This is a genomic window from Pontibacter chitinilyticus, from assembly GCF_039748935.1.
Taxonomy (GTDB): Bacteria; Bacteroidota; Bacteroidia; order Cytophagales; family Hymenobacteraceae; genus Pontibacter; species Pontibacter chitinilyticus.
This window is the reverse complement of record NZ_JBDIZJ010000001.1, coordinates 36699-61258: the sequence shown is the minus strand read 5'-3', so window position 1 is coordinate 61258 and position 24560 is coordinate 36699. Positions and strand designations below refer to the sequence as shown.

The window sequence follows — 24560 nt, the reverse complement described above, 5'->3', positions numbered from 1 at the left end:
TTCAGAAGAAGTTTAAATTCAGGTTTTATGTGATTTTAATCTGTTTGCCTTCTTCCGTTATTTTTAGGTTAAATAGCTTCTCTAATGCAGTAAACAGTATATCTATCCGGTTGGTGGGGATAGTGCCGGTGAATCTTCGGTTGGCAATAGCGGCATTGGCAAAGCTAACCTGATAGCCGTAGGTATCCTGCAGCACCCGGGCTACTTCGGCCAGCGGGGTATCAGCAAAGGCCATTTTATGATTGCGGAAAGCAGCGTAAATTGCTGGGTTTGCCACCTGCCTCTTAGGCAAAAACACTGCATCATGCCTTACTTCCAGCAGCTCGCCAGGTTGTAGCACTGCCGCCGCTTTTGTAGTGGAGGTAAGCCCCAGCAGGTGTTCCTCGGTGATACTTACCTTTACTTTGCCTTCATTTAACACAACCCTTGTTTTTTGAGGCCGGCGGGTAACCGTAAATTTTGTCCCAAGCACCTCTACAGCTAAGCCGTTTGCCAACTGCACCCTGAACTTCTGGTTATTTTTTTGATGCGTGACGGTAAAGAATGCCTCACCGTTCAGCTGCACTTCCCGCACGGCATTCCTGTTCCAGCCCTTTGCTACGCGTAACGTTGAATTAGCATTCAGTACCACACGTGAGCCATCGGGCAGCGTAACTTGCTTTACCTGGCTATAGTTGGTGCTGTATTGGGCCAGCGGCTCCTGTTTTCGGGCAGACCGGCTCCATAAAAATGCTGCGCCACATAAAAGGATTGCTGCTACACAGGCGGCTAACGGCCAAAACCTGCTTTGCTGCAGCATTACGATAACAGCGCCAGCTTTTGGCTCCTCTTTCTTTATAATAGGTACGGCTTCTGCCTCTTTTCTGGCGTGGATATAAGACCAAAGTTGCGCCTTCTCATCTGCTTTCAGTTGTGCATTCCACGCGTTCAGGTCCTGAATCATTTTTTTTGCCTGGTGGGCCAGCTCCGCTCTTTCCGGATTGTCGTGAAGCCAATTCTTCCAGCAAGCTTCCGTTTCGGCATCGGCAGCATGTGCCCAGTCGCGGAAGCGGGAATCCAACATAAAATCGTGAAGTGTTTTGTAACTCTTCCTCATTTGTACCAGGTTGTAGATGCTGCTACTGGTATAAAGAATGATTGCTGCAAAAGTGACCCATCACTCAGTATATTTTTTCTTCAAACTGAGAAACTTCTGTATACAAGTTTATACCTGGGTATACTAGTTTATACTTAGAAGCTGGTTATCTTTTCCGCGTCATTACTGCTTCCGCAAGTATTCGCACACAACTCCTGAGAACGGGCCTAAACCTGCTCCGACTGCTGAATCCTACCATGTAGGCACAAGCAGAGGCCTAAGCCAGGTAAACTAAGAGCTTAAGGGAAGATGTTTAAGTATAAAGTAGAAAAAGCAGGAAGAAAGTATAAAACTGCAACAATACGGGTGTATCTTCTGAAGCAGGCTCTGCAGTTGTGCAGAACGTATCATAATACTTTTGCAGCACATCTACAGCCCGATAAATGAGCTTATAGACGGCACGGGGCGTAATATCCATAAGTGCAGCAATCTCGTCGAACTCCATCTTTTGGTAAAACCGGAGGTGAACGGCTTCACGCTGCCGGTCGGAAAGCTGCTTTAAAGCGGCTTCCAGCATCCTGCTGGTGTAGGTCTCGTTTTCAAGGCTAATCCATTTCTCCTCGAAAGAGCTTTCTGCAACATCTGGCAGGCTTTCAGCAGTAAGATTGCGCTGCTGTTTACACTTTTGCACGATCTGCCGCCGCATTGCCCTGAACAGGTAATACCGGATAGAATCTGTAGCTCCTAAGGTATGGCGCGATTGCCAAATGGTTACAAAAAGATCCTGGAGGCAGTCCTTTACCAATTCCTTATCCGGGTTTATGCCACAACCATAACTATACAGCACCTCCGCATACTTGTCGTAAATAAGAGCAAATGCCTCTTCCCTACCACTTCTAAAATTATCCCATAACACTGCATCTCCGCCTGGCACCTCCATCTTTTGTATCATTGGCACAAGTCCTCCAGTTTGAAGTTGTACTGCCTTGCATCACCTATAACAAGGCATAAATCATAGTGCGTAATCAAACACTACAACTGAAATGATATTTTTTGCTTGAATTGTTATTTCAGGTAAATGCCCTCCTATTTACGAAGTGCAAAAGCAATTTCACATGCACAGCACGCCTGTAGAGTTGCTATATGATACGGTAGAAATAGCTGCCGGTTAAGTGGAAAAGCAGTATTCAGGATGGTAGTAAGCTGATGACAGACATAGGCCTATAGGGGCAGTATTTATAAAAGACTTTTTTGCTTGTGTTACTCCCATAGAGGGTAATGCTCCAGGTGCACCTGGCGATTGAAGAAGATACGGGTGCTTTCTTCAAACGAACGGGTAAAATCCGAAACATAGAAAGTATGATCTCCAACCAGTTGATCAGAGGCCAGTTGGTTGTCTTCGAGGAAATCTTTTACATGCCGGGCTACAATCTGGCTGGCATCCAGCACATCTACCCGGCCACTATAGTACTGCTCTATCTGCTTTTTGATAAGCGGATAATGGGTGCAGCCAAGTATAAGCGCTTCAATGCCGTTTAGCTCCGCGTGCGAAAGGTAGGCGTGAATGACACTTTCAGAGATAGAATCATTGAAAAAGCCTTCCTCAATCATATCGGCCAGCAGCGGCGTAGCTAGCGATTTAAGTGCAATTTGCTGGTCGAGCTGATCGACTTTTTTGCGGTATACGTTGGAATTAACGGTCTGCTTGGTCCCAATCAGGCCGATTGTTTTGCCCTTATATGCCTGGCCGATATACTCTACCGTGGGGTCAATAACGTTCAGCACTTTGGCCTTGCTGCCTACGTATTCTTTTACCAGTTCATAAGCTGCCGCAGAGGCTGAGTTGCAGGCAATCAGGATCAATTTACACTGCTGCCTGATAAGCAAATCGCTTATTTTAACAGCATAAGCCTGAATAGCTGCCGTCGATTTATCTCCATAAGGCAGGTGCGCCGTATCACCAAAGTATACGAGCCGTTCGTTAGGCAGCATGTTCACCAAGGCTTTTGCCACTGTTAATCCGCCAATCCCGCTGTCAAAAATACCTATTGGCCGTTGTTTCAGTTCTTCTACCATGCCGGGCTAAGTTATACAAAATGTAGCTAACCCACCATTCGCAGCAAAAAAATATCAGTTCACCGATTATCCGACCTTGTGTTGAATTTTCAGGAGCTTTTAAAAGTTTAAAAAGAAAGAAACTTCTTTATACTTCTAAAATTATATATTATTTTAGTTAAAATTTTTGTTACAATAAAACCATTCCTTATATTTAATAACTTTTAGTGCCTGCTGTGCTTTTCAGAAAACCCACAGCCCGTTAAAGATTGTAGAATACGTTACTGTTACTTGCTTCCACCCATATAATCTATTCTTAACATTACCCTTATGCAAACTGCTATCGCCATGCCTACTCCTACTACCTTTAAGCGTACTTCGCTTTATGGCAGCCTTGCGAACCGCTTTGTAGCGTTCCTGGTCGATACAACGCTGCTGGTTTTTTGGTATACGATTATCCTGTATTCCACGGTAGAATCTCCTTCGCACCTGTACTCCTGGAAAGATATGCTGCAGGACGACAACTTTAATGTGCTGGAGCTTATGGTAATTGGTAAGACGCTCTTCTATAACATCTACTTTCCGGTGCTGCATTGGCTCTACTATACTTTACTGGAGTCTTCGCCCAAACAAGCCACCATTGGCAAGTTTACACTCGGGCTGAAAGTAACGGATATCCGGGGCCGGCGTGTTAGCTTTGCTCAGGCTAATTTGCGCTACTTTTCTAAAGTGGCTTCTGTTATTACCCTTTGCTTCGGCTTCCTGCTGCTGCTCACTACGCGCCGCAGCCAAATGCTGCACGATTATATGGCCCGTACCGTGGTAATCTCCGAGTAAAAGGCTCCAAAAATTGCATTTTATTTTTTCGCCCTTCGCCCTTCCTCTCGTATAAACTACCTGACTGATAATTAGAAAGGAGGGAAAGTATGCGGTTTATTCCAACAAGATTTCACGGAATCTTAGATTATGTGGTGGGCGTTATCTTTATAATTGCCCCGTGGGTATTTGACTTTTCGAGTGTACCCTATGCTACCTGGATCATGGTGGTTGCTGGTATTCTGGTGCTGGTCCAGGCGGTTTGTACCGATTACGAGCTTGGTATCGTTAAAATGATACCAATGCCGTCACACTTAATGATTGATTTTGGCCTGGGCGTGATCCTGGCACTGACACCCTGGATGTTTAGTTTTGCGGATCAGGTATACGTGCCCCACCTGATTGGAGGGATTTTCTCTATTCTGGCAGCATTAACCACCCACCGTTACCCCAGCACATCTTACCGTACCACACACCCGGAGCGCGAAAGAGCAAGATAGTTTAGCTGAACCGTTCACATGTAATAACTACGGGCTGGCCAAAAAGGTCGGCCTGCTTTTTTAGCACGCCTTAAGCGCAGAAATAGCTAAATTTGTGCATGAATTATTTATCCGCAGAAAATATCGCCAAGAGTTTCGGCGACCGCTGGCTTTTTAAGAACCTGAACTTCGGAATCAGCCAGGGGCAACGCGTGGCACTGGTCGGCGTAAACGGCTCCGGCAAAACAACACTGCTCAACGTGCTGGCCGGCACGCTTCCTCCAGATGAGGGCAGCGTGAGCACCCGCAAGGAAGTAACGATCGGTTTCCTGGGCCAGAACCCGGAAATGGATGATGAACTGACCGTACAGCAAACGATCTTTTCAGGGCAGAGCGAGGTAGTAGAGTTGGTGCGCACCTACGAAGCAGCCCTGGAAAACCCCAACACCAGCGCAGAAAAAATGCAGCTGCTGATGGAGCGCATGGAAGAAAAGCAAGCCTGGGATTTTGAAGTAAAGGTGAAGCAGATCCTCTCCAAACTAGGCATTCATCAGCTCGACAGCCAGTTAAAGCACCTCTCAGGTGGCCAGCGCAAGCGCGTAGCTATGGCACGCGTGCTGATCGAGGAGCCTACCATGCTGATACTGGATGAGCCCACCAACCACCTGGACCTGGACACAATTGAATGGCTGGAAGGCTTGCTGAGCACTCAGAACACAACGCTGCTGATGGTAACGCACGACCGCTATTTCCTGGACAAAGTAGCCAATGAGGTGGCCGAGCTTGATAATGGAGAACTCTATACTTACAAAGGAAACTACAGCTATTTTGTAGAAAAGAAAGCGGAACGCGAAGAAGCGTCGGCGGCCGAAACAGAGAAAGCGCGCAACCTGATGCGCAAAGAACTCGACTGGATACGCCGGCAGCCTAAAGCGCGCGGCACCAAAGCCAAGTATAGAGTAGATGCCTTTGAGGAATTAAAAGAGAAGGCCGCCAAGAAAACAGCAGCCCCGCAGTTGGAACTCTCGGTGAAAACTACACGCCAGGGCGGGAAGATCATGGAGGTGGAGAAGATCTCAAAATCCTTTGGAAAGAAGAAGATTGTGAATGATTTCACCTATGTTTTCAAGAAAAAGGACCGCATCGGTATTATTGGCCCGAACGGAGCCGGCAAGTCCACCTTCCTGAACATGCTGACGGGCAAACTGCAGCCCGATGCCGGCTCCATTGATGCCGGCCAGACCACCGTCTTCGGTTACTATACCCAGGATGAACTGACGTTTAAGGAGGACCAGCGCGTGATTGATATCGTGAAGGAAATTGCTGAAGTGGTGGAGATGGCGAACGGCGAGGTAATCACAGCCAGCCAGTTTCTGCAGCACTTCCAGTTTGCGCCGCCCCAGCAGTATACGTTTGTAAGCAAGCTAAGTGGTGGCGAAAAGCGGCGGCTGCAGTTGCTACGCGTGCTGATCAAAAATCCCAATTTCCTGATCCTGGACGAGCCGACAAACGACCTGGACATTATCACACTCAACATATTAGAAGACTTCCTGCTGAATTTCGGGGGCTGCCTGCTCATTGTATCGCACGACCGCTACTTTATGGACCGGCTCGTGGAGCACCTGTTCGTATTTGAGGGCGAGGGCAGAATCCGCAACTTCCCGGGCAACTACACCGATTACCGGGAGTGGCAGAAAGAGCAGGAGAAACAAGAGCAGGAAGATGCCCGCCAACTGGCCGAAGCAGCTCCTGTCGCATCCAAAACGCAGTCAACGGACAACCGCAAAGCTACTTATGCCGAGAAGAAGGAGTATGAGCAGCTCGAAAAAGAAATAGCCCAACTGGAAAGCCGCAAAAGCACACTGACTGAAACGATGACAGCCGGCACCACCACCGATCATGCCCAGCTTACCGCCTGGGCCTCCGAACTGGAGAGCATCAATGCGGAACTGGAAGAGAAGGAATTCCGCTGGCTTGAATTGTCTGAGCTGATCTAACACATTATACTTGTAGCAGTGGTTAAATCACCTGCTGCTACAAGTATAATTCCTGCTGTACTTTGATAGCCTCAGAAAAACGTCAATTTCTGATTTTCATCAAACTCCTTTGCCAGTCTTGCGTTTATAGCTGAAAGTTTCTTATTTTGCCATCACTTACAAATGCAACAGATACAAGCCATAGCAACTGCTTATACTTTGCCACCCTCCATTGGCAAACGGCTTCTATCTGCCCTGCATTCTTATTGCCTGAGCGCTTATAGCTATTACAGCTATTATTATCGCTACTACCGCTACTGCTAGGCAATCACCACAACTTTCAAATTGATTCTGAAGCGCTGAAAACGCTTCGCCTTCTGGTGAACCTGCCAAAGCAGCGGCGCATAGCCCTGCTTTTTCTTTTACATCCAATTATACTTTATACCATGATCCTGACTCAAAACTACGACGACTATACCGAAGAAAACCATGCTGTTTGGAAGATTCTGTACAAGCGGCAGTTCGAAAATTTATCCCAAAAAGCAGTTCCTGAGTTTTACGAAGGCTTGCAGAAAGTAAACTTCAAGCCGGAGCGCATCCCCAACTTCGACGAGGTAAATGCACGCCTGAAGCCGCTGACTGGCTTTGAGGTAGTGGCTGCTCCCGGCATTGTAGATGATGCCTTGTTCTTTGGCCTAATCGCTGACAAAAAGTTTCCTGCCACCGTGTGGATCCGCAGCATGGACCAGCTGGATTACCTGGAAGAGCCGGACATGTTCCACGATGTTTTCGGACATGTGCCGCTGCTCACCATCCCGGTATACTGCCAGTTTCTGGCAGAGCTATCGCAGATGGCGCTGGAGCACGTAGATCGCCCGGACATTATAGACCGGCTTACCCGCATTTACTGGTATACAATTGAGTTTGGCCTGTTTCGGCGAAACGAAGAAGTACGCATCTATGGCGCCGGTATTCTTTCGTCTGTTGGTGAGAGCAATTTATCTGTAGCGCCCCAAAGTATAAAGTATAATTTTAATGTGGCGCAGATACTGGAAACGTCCTACATCAAGGAAACCTTTCAGAGCCAGTATTTCTGCATCAGCAGTTATGAAGAGCTATGGCATAGCTTACCCGGCATCCGGAAGGCTGTGAACAGGCTTCGCGAAGTACTGCAGCCGGCTTCCTAGTGGCAGCTCCGGGCCAGGCATTGGTAATTGCCTGGTCCGGAGCATACTTGCAGGGCAACAATGGGCAATTTTATTAGTTTGTCAGTTCGTGTGCAATCTGGAAGCCCAATTTACGCGGTTTGGTCAGGTGCGTGTTTTCCAGTTTCTGTTTGAGGGTGGTGCGCTCAATGTCGCTCACGTCCTGGCCCATCAGGTCGTTGTTTACGGCGGCTACCATGGCGCTTTCCACGATAACACGTAAGGCCTTATTGCTAATCTTGTTCTTGGCGATGTCGGATACCTGCTCAAAAGGCAGATCCAGCTGCTTGACACCCTCGATGCAGAAATGATTGTCAATGTTGATGAGCATCCGCCCTACCAGGTATCCCGGATCTTCGAGGCGGTTATACTTGATCGTATCTGCCATGAAATTATAGGCCATGATATGTCCAAAAAAGCGGCGCCGAAAGTCCTCTTCTATATACTCACTGCGCATGATCTCGTAGTCGTCCGGAAAAGTAATGATGTTGGAGTGCATCACAAACACCAGGAGGTCACCTGAAAATTTGATGTGGAACTCATGTTCCTGCACATTTCTGTACTCGATCACCACCTCGCTGGCATCCTGCTGGGTTACCCGCTCCGTCAGCTCCGCCACCAGTTCCTGCGAAATTTCTTTCATCCGGAGAAAGGTATTCAGCGTGTTCCGGTAAATGGCCTGTTTGGTTTTCGACTTTTGATACAATCCATTGATGATATCATCTAATTTGTCTTCCATAGTTGTTAAAAGTAGGTACTTAACCTATTTATTTACCTGCTATAAGGCGACTTTGTTTACCCAAAAGCGAATAAATACTAAAGCACCTATAGCGGCAAAGTGCAAATGTCAGGAATACAGTTCGGTTATAAACGGCCGTTTATACCTGGTTGGGTTGGGCGCTATTGTAGTGAGGCGGCGGATCAAGCGCTGGCAAGTTTTGCCCGGAAATCTGAAATGCCACCTGGCGGATGCCGGGCAATGCGTCAGGCGCATGCAGTAAAAGTTGCCTGGGCAGCGGCTGCTCAAACACCTCTGCAACCGTGTTGATGGCGCCGGCAGGTACGTGCTGCCGGCGTAGTGCCTGCAGCAGTGGCTCCCGTTCCTGTTGCGCAATCAGCTGCTGCAACTGTTGGTTAAGGTCGCTCCGGTGCTGCACCCGGTTATAGTTGGTGCTGAAACGGGTATCATCAGCCAGTAGTGGAGCATCCAGCACCGCACACAAGCGCCGGAACTGCCGGTCATCGCCTATTGCCAATACCAGTTGTTTTTGATCTTTAGAAGTATAGACGCTGCCATACGGCACAATGCTGGGGTGCTCGGAGCCCATGCGTTGTGGGTTGTGCCCAGCTACCAGGTAGCTGGTGGCCTGATTTACCAGTGCCGAAACGGCTGCGGCCAACAGTGACACCTGCACCAACTGCCCTGCCCCTGTCCGCTCCCGCTGCAGCAAAGCTACTAACAAGCCCTCCTTCAGCTGATGCGCTGCCAGTACGTCGATCAAGGCAACAGGCATTTTGGTGGGAGCGCCATCAGCAGGGCCGTTCAGGTACATAAAGCCGCTCTCTGCCTGCACCACGGCATCATACCCAGCACGGTCGTCGTGGGCGCCATACCCGGTAATGTGGCCATAAATTAAACGCGGGTTCAGGCATTGGAGCGTAGCAAAATCTACCTGCAACTTCTCGGCATCGCCGGGCTTGTAACTGGCCAGCACCACATCGGCCTGCCTGACTAGGGTATGCAGGTGCGTTAAGTCCGACGCTTGTGTCAGGTCGAGTGCCAGCGAGGTTTTGCCCCAGTTCACGGCACAAAAGTAAGCGGGTGCATCAGTATCGGCCTTTTCGGACTTCAGTTTCCAGGTGCGGGTTACATCTCCTCCAGTGGCGGCATTCTCCACTTTGATGACCTTTGCTCCCAGTTCAGCAAAAAACTGCCCGACGCTTGGCCCTGCCAACACACTGGCCAGTTCCAGCACTAACAAATCTTTAAATACCGCTTCAGATGTCATCGTTATACTTGTTTTGATAGTTTAACCGGCGCTTGCCAGCTGAGAAGATTTATACTTGTACACCAGCTGTACAAGCCAATTACGCTGCCCCTGCTAAAAAGAAAGAGCCACAAGCGCGGTGCTCGTGGCTCCTTTTATACTTGTAGGAAGTTGTAAGTTTAACTTTCCAGTTCGGCCAGCACTTCCTCGTTCAGCTCCAGGTTATGGTATACTTTCTGCACATCGTCGTCATCTTCCAAAGCATCTATAAACTTCAACAGCTTACGCACCGCTTCAGGATCTTCCACGGCAACCGTTGTTTTCGGGATTCGCTGCAGCTCGGCACTATCTAGTTCCAGCCCCAACTCCTCCACTTTCTTCTGCATCGAGCCAAAGTCCTCCATGGCGCAGGTTACCGTCACCACATCTTCCTCAAACTCCACTTCTTCGGCACCGCCGTCAATCATTTCCAGCATAAAAGTATCTTCGTCGTAGGTAAAGTTTTCGTCGCGCTTTATCACGAAAACACCCTTTCTGTCGAAGATAAACTCCAGCGACCCATTGGTGCCAATGCTGCCGCCATTCTTATTGAAGATGGTGCGCACATTCTGGAAAGTCCGGTTGATATTGTCGGTCATGGCTTCTACAAAGAGCGCCACCCCATGGCTGGCATAGCCTTCGTAGCTCACTTCGGTGTAGTCGCCTTCGCTGCCCTCGCCTTTTTTGATGGCCCGCTCAATGTTGTCCTTGGGCATATTCGCAGCTTTGCTCGCCTGGATGGCCAGGCGCAGCCGGGGATTACCGTCGGGGTCTGCACCGCCGCCTTCTTTTACAGCTACTGTAATCTCCTTGATCAGCTTAGTAAATATCTTAGAGCGCTTGGCATCCAGGGCTCCTTTCTTGCGCTTTATAGTTGACCACTTACTGTGTCCTGACATAGGCTATAAGTTTATATTCTGGAAAAGACGAACAAACTTCATCATGAAGAACAAGACAAAATAAAGTATAAATTCCTAAAACCGCCACAAAAAAGAGCAGCCCTGCCGCATGACAAAGCTGCTCCTGATAACACTTATCTGTAAGTGATAGGAAGTCTTAATTTTAACGCAACAGCATGAAAATAGCGTTGATAATATTAAGTGCCAGTAACAAAAAGAAGTTAGGCGAGTTCTGTATAAATTTCTTCATGACAAATATATAAAATTAAATATATTTTATTTAATGTTAATCAGCAGGTTGCTTAAGTAGCATTACGCCACCTCAAACCTTAGGTTACACCCAAATAGTATTTTTTATAAGCTATATTAAATATATAAACATGTAAATCATACTATACTTATACTTCACATGCTTTAAGGTGCGTTTCGCAGGTGTTAGTGTAACTCGCAGCGTATCTTGCATTTTGCACGTTAAATATACGCATACAAATATTTATACCTATTGTACCAGGTAATATTTTTTATAGATAAAATTCAACCAGCAGACATAAACCAGGTATGGCACAAACCAACTATATTTGTTGTATCTTTACATAGAAAAGAACTGTCCTGCTTTCAGCAGTAGCTGCTTCTTAATTGTTGTAACCAAACTGAATCACTTTGGATTTTCATTCCTTTAATTTACACGAAGACGTACTGACGGGTATCGAATCGATGGGGTACCGCACTCCCACTCCTGTGCAAGAGCAGGCTATTCCGCTCATACTTGATAATAAAGACATGATTGCCTGCGCCCAGACCGGAACAGGGAAAACAGCTGCCTACCTGCTGCCCCTGCTCGACCGGATTTCGCATGGCAACTACGATCATACCAGTACCCTGGTGCTGGTGCCTACCCGCGAACTGGCTAAACAGATTGACGAACAGGTGGAGGGCTTTGGCTATTATGTTTCGGCCAGCTCTATTGCTATTTATGGCGGCAGCAAAGGCGATGAGTGGGACCAGCAAAAGCGTGCCCTGACCAGTGGTGCTGATATCATTATCGCGACGCCGGGCCGCCTGATGTCGCATATGGCGTTAGGTTATGTGAAGCTGGATAAGCTGAACTACCTGGTGCTGGATGAGGCCGACAAAATGCTGGACATGGGCTTTATGGATGACATCCTGAAGATTGTGCGCCAGCTTCCGACAGAACGCCAGACGCTGCTTTTCTCGGCTACCATGCCTAAGAAGATACGCGACCTGGCCCAGCAGATTCTGCAGGACCCGGCCCAGATCAACCTGGCCATTTCCAAGCCTGCCGAAGGCATTGACCAGCGTTTATACTTAGCTTATGATAACCAGAAGCTGCCACTGCTGGAACACCTGTTGCAACAGCAGGACGTGCAAAGCATGATCATCTTTACTTCACGCAAATCGAACGTGAGCCAGATCGTACGCTCGCTGCGTAAGATGGGCTTTGAAGCCGATGGTATCCAATCGGACCTGACGCAGGAGGAGCGTGAGAAAGCACTGCAAGGTTTTAAGAACAAGCAATACCAGATCCTGGTAGCCACCGACATCATGTCGCGGGGCATTGATATTGACAGCCTGAGCCATGTGGTAAACTTTGATATGCCGCAGGATGCCGAAGATTACGTGCACCGTGTAGGCCGTACGGCCCGTGCTGCGTCAACGGGCGTGGCCATTACGTTTGTGAACGAAAAAGATATGTACCGCGTGCGCAAGGTAGAGCAGCTGATTGAGCGGGAACTGCCGAAGTTACCATTACCGGATGGTTTTGGCGCTGCGCCTGCCTATGACCCAACGCGCCGGGATGACAGCAGAGGCGGTGGCCGTGGTGGTCGTTCAGGTGGCGGCGGTCGCTCGGGCGGCGGTAATAGAGACCGTAACAACAACCGGAGCAGAGGCCCTAAACCGGAAGCAGTTGGTGCAGACGGAAACAAGCGGCCCATTAAGGCAGCAAACCACACGCCCCGGCAAGAAGGTGAGCCAAGGCAAGCGACTGAAGGGCAGCAACCTGCTGCCAACAAGCGGAAGCGCAACAACCGCCGGAGAGATCATAACCGCCCGAAGGGCGCTGCCCCGCAAACGCATCCGCAACGCAACTCCGACGCTGGTCAGGAGTAGCAACGATATCTAAGTCATAAAAAGAGCCGCCCGACAGCGGCTCTTTTTGCTTAATGCCATTGCTGGCAGGCGACAGCAGCAAAGCGGTAGTGCCGGAACAGATGCGCAGCCTTATCATCGTTTTAACATCAACCGACACTTCCTTTCTTGATTTTAACTTAACTTTAACAAAACAGGACTATTTTATTACCAAATAATCTACTATATTAGCCTTGTCATATTTAGCTCGTCGCAGGCAGGCGCTTCGTTCCACGCCGTGGTAACGTATTTCAGTTGTAGAGATAGGCAGGCAAATAAAGGCATAGGCTGTTGAGATTAGCAGCGCATTACATCTATTTTTCACTTACGCCTTAACCTTTACCTACATGAAACAAACTTTGCTGGCGGCCTTTCTGTGCTGCTTCCTTTCCTCCTTTGCCCTGGCGCAAACCGGCACTATCAAAGGCACGGCCATTGACTCCGCCACGGCTACGCCGCTGAGCTATGTAACCGTTGTATTACAGCAAGCAGGCAAAGACGACGCCATCAAAAGTACCTTCACCCATGAGAACGGCTCTTTCGAGTTTAGCGGTTTGCCTATAGACAAACCGCTTCAGGTGGTGCTGACCTATGTCGGTTACAAAAGCAAAACCGTAACGCTACCTGCCTTCTCTGCCGCAGCCCCACAACTGGATCTTGGCAAAATAGCGCTCATAGCATCTGCCAGCCAACTGCAGGAGGTAGAAGTAACTGCCGAAAAAATGCTTGTAACGCAGGACATCGACAAGATCAGTTACAATGTGGATGCTGATCCGGAGAGCAAAACACTAAATGCGCTGGATATGTTGCGCAAAGTGCCGCTACTAACAGTTGACGCCGAGGACAATATCAAACTGAATGGCAATGGCAGCTATAAAGTGCTCGTTAACGGCAAATCTTCTTCGCTGTTTGCCAATAGCCCGAAGGATGTGTTCAAGAGCATGCCCGCCAGCTCCATCAAAAGCATTGAGGTGATCACCAACCCGCCCTCCAAGTATGAGGCCGAGGGCGTGGGCGGCATCATCAACATCATCACCAACAAGAAAACGACCAACGGCTACAACGGGTCTGTCAATCTGAGCGTCGGCACACCGGAAAGTGTATATGGCGGCGGCTACTTTACAGCTGTAGTGGGCAAGTTCGGCTTCTCGGGCTATGGTGGTCTCAGCACGTATACCTCGCCCAGCAATGAAAGCTCCCTGTACCGCCGCGACGAGGGAGGCAACATTCTGGAGCAGAACGGCAGCAGCCAGAGCGAAGGCCATTTTCATTACCTGAGCGGGGAACTGAGCTTTGAGCTGGATACCCTGAACCTGTTTACCGCCAACTACAGCATTAACCGAAGCAACGGCGAAAACAGCCTGATGCAGCGCATCCGGAACCTGGGCAGCGAGGGCCAACTGCTGAACACGTATAACAGAAGCAGCGATGGTACCAATCACTGGGGCAACCAGGAGGTTGGGGCAGATTACCAGCACACTTTTAAGCGCAACAAAGAGCAGTTACTTACCCTGTCATACAAGTATGAAAACAACAGAAATGGCAGCTTCTCAGATTTCCTCTACAACAACGACCTGAACAGGACCGACAACGATGGCCAGGCCAAAGAACAGACCATACAGGCAGATTACGTGCATCCTTTCGGCAAACATACCCTCGAATTAGGTATCAAATCCATTTTACGGACCAACAACAGCGACTACTACTATCAGAACTACGACCCGGAGCTGAATACCTACATTCTGAACCCGGCCATGAGCAATAATTTTACCTATGACCAGGACATCAATGCCGCCTATACCGCGGTCAGCCTGAAGAAAGGCGACTGGGGATTGAAGCTGGGTGCCCGCCTGGAGGCGACCAACGTGGATGCCGATTTCACCTCGTCCGGCACCATCGCCAAGAGCGACTATACCAACCTGATCCCTAATATCGCTCTCTCGCGCAAGCTGAAAGGGATGAGCACAGTGCGCCTGTCGTACACCCAGCGTATTGAGCGGCCTAGTTTATACTTGCTGAACCCCTATGTAAACCGCGTAGACCCGAAGAACATTGACTACGGCAACCCCGGGTTGAATGCGGCAACTAACAACGTATTTGACCTCTCTTACAACACGTTTATAAAGGGCACTTCGTTGAACGTCAGCTTGTTCAATAATTTCACCAACAGCTCCATTCAGCAGCTGACCACGTACAACCCCGCCGATTCGGTAGCCAGCACTACCTTTGGCAACATTGGCCGCAACAGCACAACTGGCTTCTCACTTAACGGCAACACGACACTCTTTAATAAGCTCAACATCAACCTGAATGGCGGTCTCCGGTACGTGGACCTGCACAGCGCGCGCTTCAACAACAGCGGCTTTAGCGCCAATGTGTTCACCTATATCAGCTATAAGTTTGAGAAAAACTGGCGCGCCAGCACTAACGTGGGCTACTACTCGCCGCAGGTACTGCTGCAGGGCACGTCGGCCGGTTACATGTTCAACAGCTTCTCGGTCAACAAAGGCTTCCTGGAAGATCAAAAAGCCAGCATCAGCCTGTCAGTGAGCAGTCCTTTTCAGAAAAACCGCCGGTTCTTCAGTGAGGTGACGGGCGAGAACGGCTTTTATCAGAAACAGGAGTCTTATTATCTTGCCCGCCGCTTTAACATCTCTGCCAATTACCGCTTCGGCAAGCTGAAGGGCGGCATCAAGAAAAACAAGCGCGGCATTAAAAACGACGACCTGCAAGGTGGCAGCGGCGGAAGCGGAGGCGAGCAGAAGTCTGGCGGCAATTAAACCGACATAGAAAGTATATGAAAGCAACGGCTTGTAGAAACGTAGAATTTGCGTTCCTGCAAGCCGTTGCTTTCTTCTCGCATGTGCACAAGTATAAAGCTGGATTTTATCTGAAGTATAAATAGGAACAGCTCTATGCTGAAGCTACCGGATTGATAGAGTAAGCCTATACCCTGGGAGAGTAGCTTTTCAGAAGTCACATTTCAATTTTGCGCGGAAAGCCCGACACGCTAAACGAAGTATAATACCTTAACTTTTCCGTTCGATTTGCTTATACGCCTAAAGTCTTCCTTTCTTTGTTCCCATACTTAGTTACCATATTGATATGAGAGCTTTATTGTTAATTGATATACAAAATGATTTTTTACCCGGCGGAGCATTGGCGGTGCCGCAGGGAGACGAAGTAATTCCGGTGCTGAACCAGTTGCAGGGGCAGTTTGACCTGGTAGTAGCTACCCAGGACTGGCACCCGCAAAATCATCAAAGTTTTGCCTCACAACACCAGGGGAAAAACGTGTTTGAGGTGACGGAACTGCAGGGACTGGAACAGGTACTCTGGCCCGATCACTGCGTACAAGCAACCGCCGGAGCCGATTTTTCTGAAGCACTGGACATGGAACGCGTGGAAGCGATCTTCCGCAAAGGCATGAACCCCGAGATAGATTCTTACAGCGGCTTCTACGACAACGGCCACCTCAAATCCACGGGTCTGACGGATTACCTGCGGGGCCGGCAGGTGCAGCAAGTATATGTGGCGGGCCTCGCCGGCGACTACTGCGTCTACTTCACAGCCAAAGACGCGCTGCAGGAAGGCTTTGAAACATACTTGGTAGAAGATGCCTCCAGGCCTATTTCAGTAGAGGGCTTTGCGCAGGCAAAAGCGGACATTCTATGTATGGGCGGCAAGGTGGTGCAGAGCAGCGAAGTATAGCCACGCAAACACCTCCGCATATATTGCGGATAAGCTGAATAGCTGTTCCGGTTATCTGCTGTATTGGGTTGCAAACAGGAGTAGTAGCCGCTATATATTATTTACCAGCAATTTTAGAACAACTATAATGAGTGCAGAAATAGACAGCTTTATCTCTTTTATTGAAACGGCCAAAAAGGATTTGAATGTACATAGACAAGGTGCTGTTGAACTTGAATGTAACGCATCAACCTTGGATAACATCGACAAGGTCATTTCTTTAACCTCAAAATTAGAAGATAAAGCAAAGCAAGGAGAGTTGAAAATTAATTACCTTAATCAATTTCAGTCAAACATACAAAGCATATTATCGACACTGCCATTCAGGGGACAGCCAAACTCTTCTTTTATAGCACACCAGAATGAGCATTGGAAATCACAGATAAAAACTAGTCTAGAGCAAAATAGTTTAAATGTTTCTTCTCTTTATGAGCAAATAGAATTCAATGTTGATTTTTTTAATAAGATTGGATATTTTGATAGGAATGTTGTTGCAATAGGCGCCAATGGTAGTGGTAAAACAACATTGTCTAACAAGTTCAAAACTTATCTCCAAAATAATGGTGTTGTTATTTCAGCACAAAGAATACTGCTAGTTCCTAATTTTGACGCAATTGCAAATCCTGCAAAAACTGCTACTGAGCTGAAACAGTATCAATTAAGAGACAAAACCAACAAGTCGGATGGAGAATTCAGATATTTGCAACAAGAGTTTGGCATTGTTCTAAAGAACTTATTAGCGGACAATATCTCAGCGGGAAACTCTTATCGCAAAAATGCCATAGCATCAGTTAACAGGGGCAAAACTATCGCAAACCCAGAGTTGACGAATCTTGACATTACTTTTCAAATATGGAATTCACTTATTGAACACAGAACAATAAGTTGCGATGACGGCATTAACATTACCGCTAAATCCACGGATGAAAGGTCATATCCGGCCATTCAAATGAGTGATGGAGAAAAGGTTATGTTATACTTAATTGCACAAGTTTTACAAGCACCAAAAGCTGGATTTATTGTAGTTGACGAACCTGAGATGTATCTGCATAAGACGATTCTAAAAAAACTTTGGGATTTGTTAGAAGCTAAAAGACCGGACTGCATTTTTATTTATTTGACTCACGATTTAGATTTCGCAACGAGCAGGACAACTGCAAAGAAAATATGGATAAAGTCTTTTAGGCATCCTGATAAGTGGGAAATAGAAGATATTCCCACAGACGAAATACCTGAAACATTAATGCTAGAACTACTGGGAAGCAGGAAAAATATCTTATTCTGTGAAGGTATTAAAGGTAGTATTGATGAACGTATCTATTCTATACTATTCCCTGAATTAACAATCATGCCTGTAGGTAGTTGTTTTGACGTAATAAACCATACAAGAGCATTTAATAAATTAAAGAATGTAAACACTAAATCATTTGGTCTCATTGATTCTGACCATCACAATTTATCAAGATTGAATAAACTTAAGGAGGATGACGTTCACTCTTTTAAGGTAGCCGAAGTTGAAAACTTATTTTTAGATTCAGAATTTCTTAAAATATTGGCAAAACAACTTTTGGTTGATGAGGCAAATGTGGAATTAATAAAATTTGATGTAATTAAGGAGCTTGATAAATTAAAAGAAGTACAAGCGGCAAATTATGTTAGCACAAAATTAAATTACTATTTCACGGATAGTGATGTTACAAAGGGAAATGCACTGGCTCAATTAGAAAGTAACTACCAAGAATTTTTAGACAAAGTTTCAATAAATGATTGGTATTCTAAACGAATTGATGAATTAAATCATATGGTTAATGAGACCGACTATGATAAAGTATTAGTATCTCTAAATAATAAGGGCATTAGGAGTATAGCAAGTAAACACTTGAAAATATCTGATTTTACCGATAGATGCATTAAATTATTACTTGGTAATGACGAAGCAAAATCGACATTGGATAAGTATTTTCCCCAAGAAATAAAAACTGCAGGTAACACGGTATTGCCAAAAGTGGGGCTGACATAACATTATTTGAGCGTTTGTAGTTCTATTGAACCATTGGACTAAATACCCGCCTTAGGCAATAACCAAAACATTAGACATTTCCCCAAAAACACAACCACCCAAAGAACTTATCTATGCCCGCAAGCTATACCGGCATTTCAGCTTACCCTTTCCCCCTACACCACCTGCCCAATGCCGAACAGCAGCACGAACAGCAGCGTGGTCAGGGCCATCTGCTTGAGGTAAGGATCGAGTTCTTTGGAGGTTTGTTTGCGCCACACATTTATGCCATTAACAATCACCAGCGGCAGCGCCAGCAGAAAGAGGAACTGCCAGGGACTTTGGAAGTGCAGCAGCACGTATAGCACCGCACTCAGCACACCGCCGCTGAGCAAAAACAGGTGATACACGCGGGCGCGCTTACGGCCAAGCCGCACCGGCAGCGAACGCTTGCCGGCCAACGTATCGGAGTTTATGTCGCGGATGTTGTTGACATTGAGCACCGCCGTGGCAAAAAAGCCGCAAACCAGCGCCGGCAATATTACCACCGGCTCCAACGCCTGTGCCTGCAGGAAATAGGTGCCCAGTACGCCCAGCAGTCCGAAGAACACGAACACCGAGATGTCGCCAAAACCTGCATAGCCGTACGGGTTATTGCCTGCCGTATAGTTGATGGCTGCCCAGATAGCGGCTAAGCCTAACGCCAGGAACAGCAGGGCCAGCAGCATGCCATCGGCCCCAAACGATACCCAGAGCAGCAGTAAACCCGAGGCCAGCGAGAGCAGTGTAAACACCAGCATGCCTTTCTTCATCTGCTCCGGGGTGATATGGCCCGCCTGCACCGCCCGCATCGGTCCTTCACGGTGCACGCTGTCAGCACCATGTTTGGTATCGCCGTAGTCGTTGGCTAGGTTAGAGAGTATCTGCAGGAAAAGGGTGGTAAGCACACACAGGCCCACCACGGCCCCGTTAAACACGCCGTTTGCCGCTGCCATAAAGCCGCCCATGCCAATGCAGGAAAGGGCCAGCGGCAGCGTGCGTGGCCTAAAAGCCGAAATCCAGGCCTTTACCAGGCCTGGATTTGCAGTAGAATAATCGATCTGTGTCAAGGTATTACTTGCAACTATGTGTTTTTACTTCTGAATGGCCGCCAGGATCTCATCATCCATTGGCTTTACTTTGGAAGGGAAAAAAGCAACTACTTTGCCGTTCTCATCTATCAGGTACTTACAGAAGTTCCAGGTTGGCTCCTCGTGGTTCGGGGCGTTTTTCTGAAGCCATACATACAACGGATTCTTGTCGTCTCCTTTTACAGATATTTTCTCAAACATCTGGAAATTTACACCATAGTTCTTCTGGCAGAAAGTGGCAATCTCTTTGTTGGTGCCTGGCTCCTGCTCGCCAAAATTATTGGCCGGAAAGCCGAGGATCACCACGTCTTTGCCATAGGTTTCATGGAGTTTCTCCAGGTCAGCATACTGGGGTGTAAAACCGCACTTGGAAGCTGTATTTACAACCAGCACCTTTTTGCCTTTATACTTGGAAAAGTCTACCGGCTGGCCCTCCAGCGAATTCATCTTGAAAGTATAAAAGTCGCTTTGCTGCCTTGTTGCGTCGGTTATGTTTGCTGCTGTTGCCATGTTTTCTGAAGTTGTAGAAGCAGCCTTATCTGCGGGCTGATGACAAGCCACGGAAATGGCCAGCACACCAACAAGTGCTACTAATTGTGCCAGGAAAGGAATCTTTTTTGTCATTTTTTTGGGGTTAGTCGATTGCTGAATGCCTTATAAAAGCTACAACTGTTCTGGCTGCGCTTTTGTTAAAAATCCTGCTTATTTATTTTTATACTTCTTTAATGAACTTACATGCGCTCCGGCACCTCGATACCGAGCAGGCCCATACTATGGCGCACAAAGCGGGCCACCATTGCCGAAAGGGCTATACGAAAGCTACGCGCCTGCGCATCCGTTTCGTTAAAAATAGACACTTCCTGGTAAAAACGGTTATACGCCTTCGCAAGTTCATACGCGTAATTGGCAATAACAGAGGGCGCATACAGTTTGCCTGCTTCCTCTACTACAGCCGGGTAATTACTGAGTTGGGTGATCACCTCCTGCTCGGTTTCGTGCAGGTTTGTAAAGTCGTTGAAAGAGGCTGCCTCTACGGCAATCCCCATTTCGCCGGCTTTGCGAAGTATGGCCGAGATGCGGGCATGTGTATACTGAATAAACGGACCAGTATTACCCCGAAAATCGATGGACTCCTGCGGGTTGAAGAGCATTCGCTTTTTAGGATCAACCTTCAGCAGAAAGTATTTGAGCGCGCCCATCGCCAGGGTATGGTAAAGCTCCTGCGCCTGCTCCGGTGTAAACCCTTCTATCTTGCCCAGCTCTTCAGTCTGCTGCCGCGCCGTTTCCACCATCTCCTGCACCAGCTCGTCGGCATCTACTACGGTACCTTCGCGCGATTTCATTTTGCCGGAGGGCAGGTCTACCATGCCGTACGACAGATGATAGATGCCATTGGCGTAGGGTTTTCCAAGCTTTTTCAGCACCGCTTTTAGCACCTGGAAATGGTAGTTCTGCTCATCGGCCACCACATACAGCGAGGCGTCATACGGGAAATCGTTATACTTAAGCTGAGCCGTGCCCAGGTCCTGCGTAATGTATACAGAAGTGCCATCGGCCCGCAGCAGCAGCTTCTCGTCCAAACCTTCATCCGTCAGGTCTACCCATACAGAGCCGTCAGATTTGCGGAAGAACACTTCTTTCTGCAGCCCTTCTTCCACCAGCTCTTTGCCCAGCATGTAGGTGCCGGATTCATAATAGAACTTATCGAAATCAACGCCGATGGTGCGGTATGTTTCATCGAATCCGGCGTATACCCAGCTGTTCATCTTTTTCCAGAGCGCTACCACTTCTGAATCGCCTTTCTCCCACTTTTTCAGCATATCCTGGGCTTCCAACATCAGCGGAGCTTTTTTCTTTGCCTCCTCCTTGTCCATGCCGCCAGAGGTTAGCTCCTCTACCTGCACTTTGTAAGCTTTATCAAACAGCACGTAGTACTTGCCCACCAGGTGGTCGCCTTTCAGGTCGCTGCTCTCCGGCGTTTCGCTGTCGCCAAACTTCTCATAAGCCAGCATTGATTTGCAGATGTGGATACCCCGGTCGTTCACCAGGTTTGCTTTTAGCACATTATGGCCATTGGCTTTCATGATCTCCGATACCGAGTAACCGAGGAAGTTATTGCGCAGGTGGCCCAGGTGCAGCGGTTTGTTGGTGTTGGGTGAGGAATATTCCACCATCACATTCCGGCCACTGGCTGCTGCCTGTCCATACTCGGGCTGCTCCAGCATGTCGCGGAAAAGGCGTAGCCATTCTTCTGCTTTCACTTCCAGGTTCAGGAAGCCTTTTACGACGTTAAAATCTTTTACTGCCGGCGCATGCGCTTTCAGGTATTCGCCTAAGGCCTGCCCTATCTGCTCGGGGCTTTTGCCCACCTGTTTAGTATAAGGAAAGGTAACGAAGGTGAACGAGCCGGCAAACTCTTTGCGGGTAGGTTGCAGCGCCAGCTGTGAGGCCTCTGCCGTAATTTGGAATAGAGCCTGTAAGGCCTCGCTGATATGCTGGCTTAGCGTGTTTTGAAGTTGCATTAATGTATAATGGTGCTTTTTGCTTCGCGATGTAAAATTGCTTCTGTGGCCGCTTCCAGTATTTCGAAAGCATTTTCGGCCATGGTGTTTTCGGTGTCTAATGTAGGGTTGATCTCGGTCATCTCATAACACACGATGCGCTCGTCCTGCAACAAGTAGTAGCAAAGCGCCTTAGCTTCCTCTACGGTGAGACCTGTTTCTACGGGTGTGCCTGTGCCTTTCGAAAACTTGGAGTCGAGGCTGTCCACGTCAAACGACACGTAAATGATGTCACAGTCCTTCAGGCGCCCCAAGGCCTCTTCGGCCACCTGCTCCACGCCTTTAGCTGTAACCTCTTTATAAGTATAATTCTTGATGCCATGCTTGTTGAGCAGGTAATCTTCCGGCTCTTCCGTATCGCGCACGACCACGTAAATCAGGTGTTCAGGCTTTAGTTTAGGACCATTGAAGCCCAGCTTCTTCAGCGCATTCCAGAAAAATACTGTTTCCTGCGCCGGGTCATTGATCTGCCGATCCAGGTTGTCCAGGTTTAGGGCCATAGCCAACGGCATGCCGTGCACATTGCCGGAAGGCGAAGTATAGGGCGAGTGAATATCCGCATGGGCATCGATCCAGATAACTCCCAATGTTTTGTCGGGGTAAGCGCTCTTGATGCCTGCTATGGTTCCGTGCGCATTGGAGTGATCGCCTGATAATACCAGCGGAAACATCCCCAGTTCGATGGTTTGTGCCACGGTATTGCTAATATTCTTCTGTACGGTAAGGATGCTGTCGATGCGATGTGCGTTCGGGAACACATCTTTATCAAATAATGTATAGTTAAGGTCGGGCACGCTGACAGAATTGAAGCGTTTAAAATAATCGCACCCCTTGTCCCAGCAAGCCACCCGAAGCGCGTCGATGCCCATATTGGCACCCCGCGTACCGGCTCCCAGCTCCGACCGCACTTCTATCAGTTTTACTTTTTTCATAGTTTCCGAACAAACTTTTTGTAAAGATGGTAAAATACGTTCAATATTGCATGTTTTCTTAATCCCTGACTTTTAGAATGGATAAATACGTCGATTTAATAAATCAAACATTCGATTTTCCTACTGCCGAGTTTACAGTAGAGAACAATGAGCTCCAGTTCAACGGCATTCCTTTGATGGATATCATCAAAGAATATGGCACCCCACTTAAGCTAACATACTTACCTAAAATCAGTTCGCAAATTCAGCGAGCCAAGCGTCTTTTTAAAGAAGGCATGGAAAAACTGGATTATAAAGGTACTTATACTTATTGTTACTGCACAAAATCAAGCCAGTTTTCTTTCGTGCTGGAAGAAGCACTCAAAAACGACATCCACATTGAAACCTCTTCTTCGTACGACATTCCCATCATCCGGGCCTTGTATAACAAAGGGAAGATAACCAAAGATACGTACATTGTTTGCAACGGATTTAAGCGCGAGCTTTACCGCCAGTGGATCTCCGAACTGCTCAACGACGGCTTCAAAAACTGCATGCCCATACTTGACCATTTGGGAGAGATCAACTATTACAAGGAGCACGTAAACGTAAAAACGAAGGTAGGTATCCGCCTGGCTTCTGATGAAGAACCTAAGTTTGAGTTTTATACGTCACGCCTGGGTGTGCGCTATGGCGATGTGCTTGACCTATACGAAGAGCAGATCAAACCGGATCCAAAGTTTGAGCTGAAGATGCTGCATTACTTCATTAACTCGGGCATTAAAGACACCTCTTATTATTGGTCTGAGCTGAGCCGCTTTGTGCACAAGTATGCGCAGCTGAAAAAGGTATGCCCTGAACTGGATACCATCGATATCGGCGGCGGCTTCCCGATCAAGACCTCCATTCAGGCAGATTACGATTACCAGTACATGACGCAGGAAATCCTGCGCACTATCAAGCGCATCTGCAACGAAGAGGGTGTGCCGGAGCCAAATATCTTTACGGAATTCGGCATTTTTACCGTAGGTGAGAGTGGGGCCAACATCTACTCTATTCTGGATGATAAGCTGCAGAACGATAAGGAGCGCTGGTATATGATTGATGGCTCATTTATCACCAACCTGCCCGATGCCTGGGCTCTGAACCAGCGTTGGCCCCTGCTGGCCATTAACCACTGGGACAAAGAATACCGCAAGATCCAGATCGGCGGCATGACCTGCGACAGCCAGGATTACTACAACTCAGAGATGCACTCCTTCCAGGTATTTCTGCCGAAGTATCCGAAGAAAGAGCCGCTGTACATCGGTTTCTTCCACACGGGCGCCTACCAGGAGTCGCTGAGCGGCTATGGCGGCATCAAGCACTGCCTGATTCCTTCGCCGCAGCATATTCTGGTTGACCGGGATGCGGAAGGCAACATTAAAACCTGGCAATTTGCGCCGGAGCAATCCAGCGAGTCGATGATGCGTATACTGGGATACGAAACACAGGAAAGCAATCGTTAAATATTCAGACGGAATATTTTG

At 47.9% G+C, this 24560-nt stretch carries 19 protein-coding genes; 9 read left to right on the top strand and 10 right to left on the bottom strand.

Going from position 1 to position 24560, the window contains the following annotated elements; translation table 11 throughout:
- Window positions 1–25: 25 nt before the first annotated feature.
- From ABDW72_RS00245 to murI, 3 genes are all read right to left on the bottom strand, one after another.
- Complete coding sequence (locus ABDW72_RS00245; RefSeq protein WP_347156421.1) at window positions 26–1096, bottom strand: FecR family protein; 1071 nt, start codon at window positions 1094–1096, stop codon at window positions 26–28.
- A gap of 292 nt (window positions 1097–1388) precedes the next feature.
- Window positions 1389–2027, bottom strand: coding sequence for an RNA polymerase sigma factor (locus ABDW72_RS00240; RefSeq protein WP_347157065.1), 639 nt, complete (start codon window positions 2025–2027; stop codon window positions 1389–1391).
- Between the two features lie 308 nt (window positions 2028–2335).
- Window positions 2336–3151: a glutamate racemase gene (gene murI, locus ABDW72_RS00235; protein WP_347156420.1), complete on the bottom strand. Its 816-nt coding sequence runs from the start codon at window positions 3149–3151 to the stop codon at window positions 2336–2338.
- Between the two features lie 309 nt (window positions 3152–3460).
- Here murI and ABDW72_RS00230 point away from each other — a divergent pair, with 309 nt between their 5' ends.
- The 4 genes from ABDW72_RS00230 (at window position 3461) to ABDW72_RS00215 (ending at window position 7588) form a co-directional block, all read left to right on the top strand.
- Window positions 3461–3967 (top strand): RDD family protein, encoded by a 507-nt coding sequence (locus tag ABDW72_RS00230; protein ID WP_347156419.1) that lies wholly within the window; start codon window positions 3461–3463, stop codon window positions 3965–3967.
- Window positions 3968–4056: 89 nt separating this feature from the next.
- Window positions 4057–4446 (top strand): SPW repeat protein, encoded by a 390-nt coding sequence (locus tag ABDW72_RS00225; RefSeq protein ID WP_347156418.1) that lies wholly within the window; start codon window positions 4057–4059, stop codon window positions 4444–4446.
- 98 nt (window positions 4447–4544) lie between these two features.
- Window positions 4545–6422 carry an ABC-F family ATP-binding cassette domain-containing protein gene (locus ABDW72_RS00220; protein WP_347156417.1) on the top strand — a complete coding sequence of 626 codons (1878 nt, stop codon included), beginning with the start codon at window positions 4545–4547 and terminating at the stop codon, window positions 6420–6422.
- A 425-nt stretch (window positions 6423–6847) separates the two neighbouring features.
- Window positions 6848–7588 carry a phenylalanine 4-monooxygenase gene (locus ABDW72_RS00215; protein WP_347156416.1) on the top strand — a complete coding sequence of 247 codons (741 nt, stop codon included), beginning with the start codon at window positions 6848–6850 and terminating at the stop codon, window positions 7586–7588.
- A gap of 73 nt (window positions 7589–7661) precedes the next feature.
- Here the strand turns inward: ABDW72_RS00215 and ABDW72_RS00210 are convergent, their stop codons facing one another.
- The 3 genes from ABDW72_RS00210 to ABDW72_RS00200 all read right to left on the bottom strand — a co-directional run bounded on the left by ABDW72_RS00210 (window position 7662) and on the right by ABDW72_RS00200 (window position 10532).
- Complete coding sequence (locus ABDW72_RS00210; RefSeq protein WP_347156415.1) at window positions 7662–8345, bottom strand: hypothetical protein; 684 nt, start codon at window positions 8343–8345, stop codon at window positions 7662–7664.
- Window positions 8346–8484: 139 nt separating this feature from the next.
- A complete protein-coding gene (locus ABDW72_RS00205; protein WP_347156414.1) occupies window positions 8485–9615 on the bottom strand; it encodes a CaiB/BaiF CoA transferase family protein in 1131 nt (376 codons plus the stop codon).
- A 158-nt stretch (window positions 9616–9773) separates the two neighbouring features.
- A complete protein-coding gene (locus tag ABDW72_RS00200; protein ID WP_347156413.1) occupies window positions 9774–10532 on the bottom strand; it encodes a YebC/PmpR family DNA-binding transcriptional regulator in 759 nt (252 codons plus the stop codon).
- A 714-nt stretch (window positions 10533–11246) separates the two neighbouring features.
- On the opposite strand from ABDW72_RS00200, the gene ABDW72_RS00195 reads away from it, so the two are divergent.
- The 4 genes from ABDW72_RS00195 to ABDW72_RS00180 all read left to right on the top strand — a co-directional run bounded on the left by ABDW72_RS00195 (window position 11247) and on the right by ABDW72_RS00180 (window position 18450).
- Entirely contained in the window at window positions 11247–12662 is a 1416-nt protein-coding gene (locus ABDW72_RS00195) for a DEAD/DEAH box helicase (RefSeq protein ID WP_347157064.1), read from the top strand.
- A 365-nt stretch (window positions 12663–13027) separates the two neighbouring features.
- Entirely contained in the window at window positions 13028–15460 is a 2433-nt protein-coding gene (locus tag ABDW72_RS00190; RefSeq protein WP_347156412.1) for a TonB-dependent receptor domain-containing protein, read from the top strand.
- Between the two features lie 325 nt (window positions 15461–15785).
- On the top strand, window positions 15786–16391 hold the full coding sequence (gene pncA, locus ABDW72_RS00185) for a bifunctional nicotinamidase/pyrazinamidase (protein WP_347156411.1): 606 nt from the start codon (window positions 15786–15788) through the stop codon (window positions 16389–16391).
- A gap of 127 nt (window positions 16392–16518) precedes the next feature.
- Window positions 16519–18450: an AAA family ATPase gene (locus ABDW72_RS00180; protein WP_347156410.1), complete on the top strand. Its 1932-nt coding sequence runs from the start codon at window positions 16519–16521 to the stop codon at window positions 18448–18450.
- Between the two features lie 155 nt (window positions 18451–18605).
- On the opposite strand, the gene ABDW72_RS00175 is transcribed toward ABDW72_RS00180, so the two are convergent.
- The 4 genes from ABDW72_RS00175 to rocF form a co-directional block, all read right to left on the bottom strand.
- A complete protein-coding gene (locus ABDW72_RS00175) occupies window positions 18606–19538 on the bottom strand; it encodes a 1,4-dihydroxy-2-naphthoate polyprenyltransferase (protein WP_347156409.1) in 933 nt (310 codons plus the stop codon).
- Between the two features lie 24 nt (window positions 19539–19562).
- A complete protein-coding gene (locus ABDW72_RS00170) occupies window positions 19563–20183 on the bottom strand; it encodes a glutathione peroxidase (RefSeq protein WP_430438134.1) in 621 nt (206 codons plus the stop codon).
- A 107-nt stretch (window positions 20184–20290) separates the two neighbouring features.
- Complete coding sequence (gene argS, locus ABDW72_RS00165; protein WP_347156408.1) at window positions 20291–22081, bottom strand: arginine--tRNA ligase; 1791 nt, start codon at window positions 22079–22081, stop codon at window positions 20291–20293.
- A complete protein-coding gene (gene rocF, locus ABDW72_RS00160) occupies window positions 22081–23052 on the bottom strand; it encodes an arginase (RefSeq protein WP_347156407.1) in 972 nt (323 codons plus the stop codon). The genes argS and rocF overlap by 1 nt, the downstream gene beginning before the upstream one ends.
- Before the next feature lie 77 nt (window positions 23053–23129).
- On the opposite strand from rocF, the gene ABDW72_RS00155 reads away from it, so the two are divergent.
- Window positions 23130–24539: a type III PLP-dependent enzyme domain-containing protein gene (locus ABDW72_RS00155; protein ID WP_347156406.1), complete on the top strand. Its 1410-nt coding sequence runs from the start codon at window positions 23130–23132 to the stop codon at window positions 24537–24539.
- Window positions 24540–24560 lie beyond the last annotated feature (21 nt).

Coding starts and splice junctions, on each gene's coding strand:
- ABDW72_RS00225 (WP_347156418.1), top strand. CDS start 4,057: ATGCGGTTTATTCCAACAAGATTTCACGGAATCTTAGATTATGTGGTG.
- ABDW72_RS00195 (WP_347157064.1), top strand. CDS start 11,247: ATGGGGTACCGCACTCCCACTCCTGTGCAAGAGCAGGCTATTCCGCTC.
- ABDW72_RS00220 (WP_347156417.1), top strand. CDS start 4,545: ATGAATTATTTATCCGCAGAAAATATCGCCAAGAGTTTCGGCGACCGC.
- ABDW72_RS00230 (WP_347156419.1), top strand. CDS start 3,461: ATGCAAACTGCTATCGCCATGCCTACTCCTACTACCTTTAAGCGTACT.
- ABDW72_RS00190 (WP_347156412.1), top strand. CDS start 13,028: ATGAAACAAACTTTGCTGGCGGCCTTTCTGTGCTGCTTCCTTTCCTCC.
- ABDW72_RS00170 (WP_430438134.1), bottom strand. CDS start 20,183: ATGACAAAAAAGATTCCTTTCCTGGCACAATTAGTAGCACTTGTTGGT.
- ABDW72_RS00240 (WP_347157065.1), bottom strand. CDS start 2,027: ATGATACAAAAGATGGAGGTGCCAGGCGGAGATGCAGTGTTATGGGAT.
- rocF (WP_347156407.1), bottom strand. CDS start 23,052: ATGAAAAAAGTAAAACTGATAGAAGTGCGGTCGGAGCTGGGAGCCGGT.
- pncA (WP_347156411.1), top strand. CDS start 15,786: ATGAGAGCTTTATTGTTAATTGATATACAAAATGATTTTTTACCCGGC.
- ABDW72_RS00200 (WP_347156413.1), bottom strand. CDS start 10,532: ATGTCAGGACACAGTAAGTGGTCAACTATAAAGCGCAAGAAAGGAGCC.
- murI (WP_347156420.1), bottom strand. CDS start 3,151: ATGGTAGAAGAACTGAAACAACGGCCAATAGGTATTTTTGACAGCGGG.
- argS (WP_347156408.1), bottom strand. CDS start 22,081: ATGCAACTTCAAAACACGCTAAGCCAGCATATCAGCGAGGCCTTACAG.
- ABDW72_RS00215 (WP_347156416.1), top strand. CDS start 6,848: ATGATCCTGACTCAAAACTACGACGACTATACCGAAGAAAACCATGCT.
- ABDW72_RS00245 (WP_347156421.1), bottom strand. CDS start 1,096: ATGAGGAAGAGTTACAAAACACTTCACGATTTTATGTTGGATTCCCGC.
- ABDW72_RS00155 (WP_347156406.1), top strand. CDS start 23,130: ATGGATAAATACGTCGATTTAATAAATCAAACATTCGATTTTCCTACT.
- ABDW72_RS00210 (WP_347156415.1), bottom strand. CDS start 8,345: ATGGAAGACAAATTAGATGATATCATCAATGGATTGTATCAAAAGTCG.
- ABDW72_RS00205 (WP_347156414.1), bottom strand. CDS start 9,615: ATGACATCTGAAGCGGTATTTAAAGATTTGTTAGTGCTGGAACTGGCC.
- ABDW72_RS00180 (WP_347156410.1), top strand. CDS start 16,519: ATGAGTGCAGAAATAGACAGCTTTATCTCTTTTATTGAAACGGCCAAA.